This window comes from uncultured Limnohabitans sp. (assembly GCF_937889215.1).
Taxonomy (GTDB): domain Bacteria; phylum Pseudomonadota; class Gammaproteobacteria; order Burkholderiales; family Burkholderiaceae_C; genus Limnohabitans_A.
On record NZ_CALBEX010000372.1, the window covers coordinates 1 to 5,917 of the forward strand.

At 64.6% G+C, this 5,917-nt stretch carries 6 protein-coding genes and 1 pseudogene; 3 read left to right on the top strand and 4 right to left on the bottom strand.

The window, feature by feature from the left end; translation table 11 throughout:
* Positions 1-130, top strand: a 130-nt coding sequence (locus Q0341_RS09450) for a universal stress protein (RefSeq protein WP_299512507.1), incomplete at its 5' end; no start/stop codon positions are given.
* Between the two features lie 10 nt (positions 131-140).
* On the opposite strand, the gene Q0341_RS09455 is transcribed toward Q0341_RS09450, so the two are convergent.
* Both Q0341_RS09455 and Q0341_RS09460 read right to left on the bottom strand, forming a co-directional pair.
* Complete coding sequence (locus Q0341_RS09455; RefSeq protein ID WP_299512495.1) at positions 141-764, bottom strand: helix-turn-helix domain-containing protein; 624 nt, start codon at positions 762-764, stop codon at positions 141-143.
* 66 nt (positions 765-830) lie between these two features.
* Complete coding sequence (locus Q0341_RS09460; protein ID WP_299512497.1) at positions 831-2,411, bottom strand: alkaline phosphatase D family protein; 1,581 nt, start codon at positions 2,409-2,411, stop codon at positions 831-833.
* 129 nt (positions 2,412-2,540) lie between these two features.
* On the opposite strand from Q0341_RS09460, the gene Q0341_RS09465 reads away from it, so the two are divergent.
* On the top strand, positions 2,541-3,431 hold the full coding sequence (locus Q0341_RS09465) for a DMT family transporter (protein WP_299512500.1): 891 nt from the start codon (positions 2,541-2,543) through the stop codon (positions 3,429-3,431).
* 13 nt (positions 3,432-3,444) lie between these two features.
* Here the strand turns inward: Q0341_RS09465 and Q0341_RS09470 are convergent, their stop codons facing one another.
* Entirely contained in the window at positions 3,445-4,704 is a 1,260-nt protein-coding gene (locus tag Q0341_RS09470; protein WP_299512502.1) for a serine hydrolase, read from the bottom strand.
* Between the two features lie 103 nt (positions 4,705-4,807).
* Here Q0341_RS09470 and Q0341_RS09475 point away from each other — a divergent pair, with 103 nt between their 5' ends.
* The gene (locus Q0341_RS09475) at positions 4,808-5,794 is read left to right on the top strand and encodes an MDR family oxidoreductase (RefSeq protein ID WP_299512504.1); all 987 of its coding nucleotides are present in this window, start codon (positions 4,808-4,810) and stop codon (positions 5,792-5,794) included.
* 6 nt (positions 5,795-5,800) lie between these two features.
* Here Q0341_RS09475 and Q0341_RS09480 read toward each other — a convergent pair.
* Positions 5,801-5,917: pseudogene (locus Q0341_RS09480) on the bottom strand (CoA transferase); the annotation flags it as partial.

Below are 5,917 nucleotides of genomic sequence, written 5' to 3' on the forward strand. Positions count from 1 at the left end.
CGACAGCGGCAAATTTGACATGGTCGTGATGGGCTCGCACGGCCATGGCACGCTGGGCAACTTGGTCATGGGTTCGGTCGCCACACAGGTGATGGCGCACTGCAAAGTGCCTGTGCTGCTGGTGCGCTGAAGCGGCCGACTCAGCGGGCGTTCAGCCCATCAAAACAGGTGCTCATGACCAGATCAAGGATTTGCTCGTGGGTGTGCTGTTCGCCCATTTTGAGGAACTCCAGCACCGGGTCGCAGGCGCGGGCAAACAAGGTGTAGAGCACAGCCACAGCGGGCAAAGTCTTGTTGATCTGGCCTTGTTCTTGGGCGGCTTCTATCCAGCCGCCCAAAGCGTCGCTGACCTCCATCAAGCCGTCCATGTAATCTTTGCTGCCCATCAAGGTGGCGCGCAGGCTGGAGTTCTGGCTGGGCAAGGATGGCATCAGGCCTTGCAGCTTGAGTGTCATGGTCCAGCGTGTCACCGCCTTGAGTTTGTCGAGCGGGGCCAACTGGGGGTCCATGGCCTGGATCACGTCTTGCGCCCGGCGCATGGCGGTGACCATCGCGGCGCAGGCCAGCTCTTCTTTGCTGTTGAAGTGTTTGTACAGACTCGCCTTGGCAATGCCCACCTCGGCGGCCACCTCGTCCACGGTCATCACGTCAAAGCCTTTTTCGGCGAGCAGTCGGTTGACCGACTGGATGATGGCAGCCTCGCGTGCGGCGAGCATCTGGACTTTGAAAGATTTTTTGGGCGCAGTCACGGTGGCGGTGTTCATGCACCGATTCTAGCCGCGCAGCCCACAAAAAGACCGCATGGTAACCCTTAGGCTCGACCAGTCATTTCACGACCAAGCCTCCACGCCCGCCACCCCCTGGCGCACCGTCCAACGCCCTTGCAGCGCCAGCCGGGCGTCGGGCTGGGCAGGGTGCGGTGTGGTCAAAAACTGCGCATCCAGCCGATCGGGCCGGACGTCGATCAAGGTGTAGCCCCGCTCGTCTGAGCGAGCGTGACGGATGTCCGGGTTGTCGCGCTGAATTTGCGCCATGAGTTTGGGCGACAGACCCCGAGTAGACACCGAGGTGGTGACCAGCTCGCTCGCCACCACGGGCGAGCGTTCATCGCCCGGCCGCACACGCAGCTGCGCGGCCACATTGGCGTGTACATCGCCGCCCAGCATGACCACATCATTCAAGCGCGCATCGGCAACGGTCTGCAACAGCCTTGCCCGCGCTTGGGGGTAACCGTCCCAGCCGTCGGTGAAGGCGCTGCGCCCCAAGGGGGTCTCGATGCCACTGCTGGCCATCAAGGTGGACTGCGCCAGCAGCTTCCAGCGCCGCTGACTTTGTGTCAGGCCCGCCGTCAGCCATTGCTCTTGCGCTTGGCCCAGCATGCTGCGCGCCGGGTCGGCCAGCGCATCGCAGCCCATGACCACGCGGCCGCCGCCGCGCATCAGGTCGGGGCAGGCTTGGTGGTCGCGGTGTTGGCGGCAGTCCAGGGTCCACAAGTCAGCCAGCGTGCCCCAGGCCATGCGGTCGTGGATGCGCATTTGGCTGGGCTGCTGCGGGTCGGGCCCCAAGCGCAGTGGCATGTGCTCAAAGTAAGCCTGGTAGGCCGCCGCCCGGCGCTGCAAGAACACCGCCGGGTCGGTGAAGTTGCGGTCCAAGTCGTTGGCGTAGTCGTTGACCACCTCGTGGTCGTCCCAGGTCATGAGCCAGGGGTGGGCCGCGTGGCAGGCCTGCAAGTGGGCGTCACTCTTGTAGTGCGCATGGCGGGCGCGGTAGGCGTCGAGTGAAAAAGGGATGCCGCTTTCGTGGGCGCGGATTTTGTATTGCTTGTTGCTGCTTTCGTAGATGTAGTCGCCCACGAACAGCACCAGGTCCAGGTCTTGCGCGGCCATGTCGCGGTGTGCGGCAAAATGGCCTTGTTCGTAATGCTGGCAAGACGCCAAGCCCAAACGCAAGCGGCGCACCGCCTCGTTCAGCGCCGGGCTGGTGCGGGTGCGCCCCACTGGGCTGACCGCGTTACCGCTGGCAAAACGGTACCAATAATGCCGCCCCGGCTGCAGGCCATCGGCCAGCACATGCAGGCTGTGGCCCCGACGGGCGTCAGTGCTCAAGCGCCATTGGCGCAGGGGTTTGCGCAAGGCCTCGTCGGCAAACAACTCGCACACCACGGGTGCGCCCGATGCCTGGCGGGCGGCATCGGCTTCATCGATGCGCAAACGCGTCCACAGCACCACGCTGCTCGGCTGTGGCTGGCCACTGGCCACGCCCAAGCTAAACGGGTTGACCTGCCAAGGCGTGGGCGTGCTCTGCGCCTGCAGGCCGGGCGTCAGCCACGGCGCCAAGGCAGCGGCCAGCGCCATGCGGTGCAGATCGCGGCGCGACCAGGGCGTGTTGTGGTGGTGGGCGAGCTTGGGCATGGTGTTGGCAGCGGGTTTGGCGCACGGTGGGGGCTGGGCAAGCGAATCGACAGCAGTGCAATTTTTGATGGTAACCGGGCGCATCGCGGGCGACAGGGCGCGCAGGCGGGTAGCGGCACAATCTGCGGCATGACCCCTTCGACCCGACCCCGAAAAGACCACCTGGACGCCCTGGCCGTGGGCATGTTGCTGGTGTGTTGCATGTTCTGGGGCTTTCAGCAAGTCTTGGTGAAAGCCACCGTGGCCGAATTGCCGCCCGTGTTCCAGTCGGCGGTGCGCGGCGTGGGGGCCACGCTGCTGCTGTGGCTGTGGTGCCAGTGGCGCAGGGTGCGCCTGTTTGATCGCGACGGCAGCCTGTGGGCCGGTTTGCTGGTAGGCTGCTTGTTTGCGGCGGAGTTTGCCTTCATTTACACCGGCCTGCAGCACACCACGGCCTCGCGCTTGACCGTGTTTTTGTACACCTCGCCCTTTTGGGTGGCGGCTTTGGTGCCCTTTTTCATCCGCACCGAGCGGCTGCGGGCTGTGCAGTGGTTGGGCATGGCTTGCGCCTTTGCCGCTGTGGTCTTTGCCCTGCGCGAAGGCTTTGGCGGCGGCGGGGCCAAAGGCGACTGGATGGGGTTGGCCGCCGGGGCCTTTTGGGGCCTGACCACCGTGGCCATCCGGGCCGCCAACCTGACCCGGCTGGCCGCCGAAAAACTGCTGTTTTACCAACTGGCCGTGAGCACCGTGGTGCTGATCCTGCTGTCGCACTGGTTGGGCGAACCCTGGGGCGGTGCTTGGAGCGGCTTTGCTATGGGCTCGGTGGTGGTGCAAACTGTGGTGGGTGCATTTGCCAGCTTCCTGGCCTGGATGTGGATGCTAGGCCACTACCCCGCCACCAAGATTTCGGCCTTCGTGTTCTTAACGCCGCTGTTCGCCTTGCTGTTTGGCATGCTTTGGCTGGGCGAAACCCTGACCTTGACCCTGGCGCTGTCCTTGGCGCTGGTGGCGGTGGGCATTGTGCTGGTCAACAAACGCTGAAAGCGTTCACCGGTCACCATTTTCCGTGGTGCGTGACCAAGCCATACCAAAGCGCACCCATCTCCCGGCCCATGCTGGTCTGCCCCGCCTTGGCGGTGGCATTGGCCGCCAATTGCACCATCACCAGCTTTTGCGCCGGGTCCACAAAAATGGCTTGTCCGTACACACCCAGCAAAGCAAAACGGCGCTGCTGACCAGGGAACGTCCACACCTGGTAGCCATAGCCGTAGTAAGGGGTGGCTTTGCGCGGGGCAAAGGCCTCCGGGTGCTGCTTCCAGTCGGTGGCCTCGATCAAAAAGTCGCGTGGCAAGATCTCGCCCAGATCCGGGCGGTCGACCCGCGTGCCATCGTTGGCCAACAAGACCCCTAGACGGGCGTAGTCGCGGGCCGTGGCGTTGAAGTTGCCACCTGCCCGCTCCAGCCCATTGGCCCCTGCACGCCACAGGCCCGAGGTCTCGGCCCCCATGGGCTGCCACAGCCGGGTCTGCAAATAACTGCTCAATGTTTCGCCCGTAGCACCTTGCAGCACCAGCGCCAACATGTCGGTCTCGGCACTGGCGTAATTGAAGCGCTGCCCCTGCGGGTGCAGGCGCTCGGTGATCACACGCGCGCCTTCTGCCGGGCCACCCCGGTAAGCGGCCATGCCGTAGCGGGCCAGATCGTCCTTGCCGTCGTAACGCTCTTCAAATTTCGCGCCTGATGCCATGCGCAGCAAATGGCGCAACGTGGCCTCGCCGTAAAGCGTACCGGCCAATGTGGGGGCGTAGCGTTCCGCGCGGTCATCAAGCGACTGAATGCGCCCCTCACGCAGCGCCAACCCCACAGCCATGGCGGTGATGGTCTTGGCCATGGAGTTCGACAAAAAACGGTGGCTGGCCGTGCGGCCGTACTGGTAACGCTCGACCTGAATGACGCCGTCCTTGATCACCAGCAAAGCCATAGCGCGTTGACGGTTCAGGTAGTCGTCGATGCTGAGGCCGCTTTCTTGGCTGATGCCCCAGCGGTAGGCGGGCTCTTGTGGGGCTTTGGGTAATTCGAGCGGCTGCGCAGCTTGCGCCATGGCGTTGGCGCGCCCACCCATGAGGCCCGGAATCTCGGCGTGGTGCGTGAACGAACCCACTCGCACACACTCGTCAAAAAACCAATTGCGGGCGTTGCCCACCGGGTAGCCCTGGTCCTTGCACAAAGCCGCTTCGTCGGGCGCGGCCCAAGCCGAAGTCAGGCTCAGGCAGCCGCCAATCAGAACAAGCCATAAAGAGTGAGCAAAACGCATAAAGGACCTTTCAGACGCCGCCATGCTAGCGCACAGGTGACGCCCCGCGCTACCGACACCCTCCACTTTCGTGCAAAGTAACGCATCTTTCAGGAACCACACCATGACCTACCAAGCCCTGCAAATCAACAAAGACGACACCGGTTACCGCTGCACCCTGCAAGCGCTGGACGACAGCGCCTTGCCCGAGGGCGATGTGACGGTGCAGGTGGACTACTCCACCCTCAACTACAAAGACGGCTTGGCCATCACCGGCAAATCGCCCGTGGTGCGCAAGTTCCCACTCACGCCGGGCATTGACCTGTCGGGCACCGTGACCGAAAGCCAGCACCCGCTGTTCAAAGCGGGCGACAAAGTGGTACTCAACGGCTGGGGCGTGGGCGAGAGCCACAGCGGCGGTCTGGCGCAAAAGGCGCGCCTCAAGGGCGACTGGCTGGTCAAGTTGCCTGCCGCTTTCACCCCGCGCCAGGCCATGGCCATCGGCACGGCCGGATACACCGCCATGCTGTGCGTGATGGCGCTGCAAAAGCACGGCGTCACACCCGACAAGGGCGACATTTTGGTCACCGGCGCAGGCGGCGGCGTGGGCAGCGTGGCGATCGCCTTGTTGGCCAAGCTGGGCTACCGCGTTGTGGCCAGCACCGGCCGCCTGCAAGAGGCCGACTACCTGCGCCAGCTGGGCGCGGCCGATGTGATGGACCGGGCCGAGCTGTCTGCGCCCGGCAAGCCGCTGGCCAAAGAGCGCTGGGCCGGCGTGGTCGACACTGTCGGCAGCCATACCCTGGCCAATGCCTGCGCCAGCACGAAATACGGCGGCGTGGTCACCGCCTGCGGCCTGGCGCAAGGCATGGACTTCCCGTCCAGCGTGGCACCTTTCATCTTGCGCGGCGTGACACTGGCCGGCATCGACAGCGTGATGGCCCCGCGTGCTGTGCGCGAGGCGGCTTGGGCGCGTTTGACCCAAGACCTCGACACCGCGCAGCTGGAGCGCATGACCCGCGAAGTGGGTTTGGCCGACGCGATCGGTCTGGGCGCAGAAATTTTGGCCGGACAGGTGCGCGGGCGGGTGGTGGTGAACGTCAACCGCTGAAATGGCTCAAATGGCCTGGCTGCTGCGCAGCGCCTGCACCGCCGCATCGTCCAGCCCCAGCTCGCGCAAGATGGCCTCGGTGTGTTCCCCCACGGCGGGCACGGCGTCCATGCGGTAGTCGTA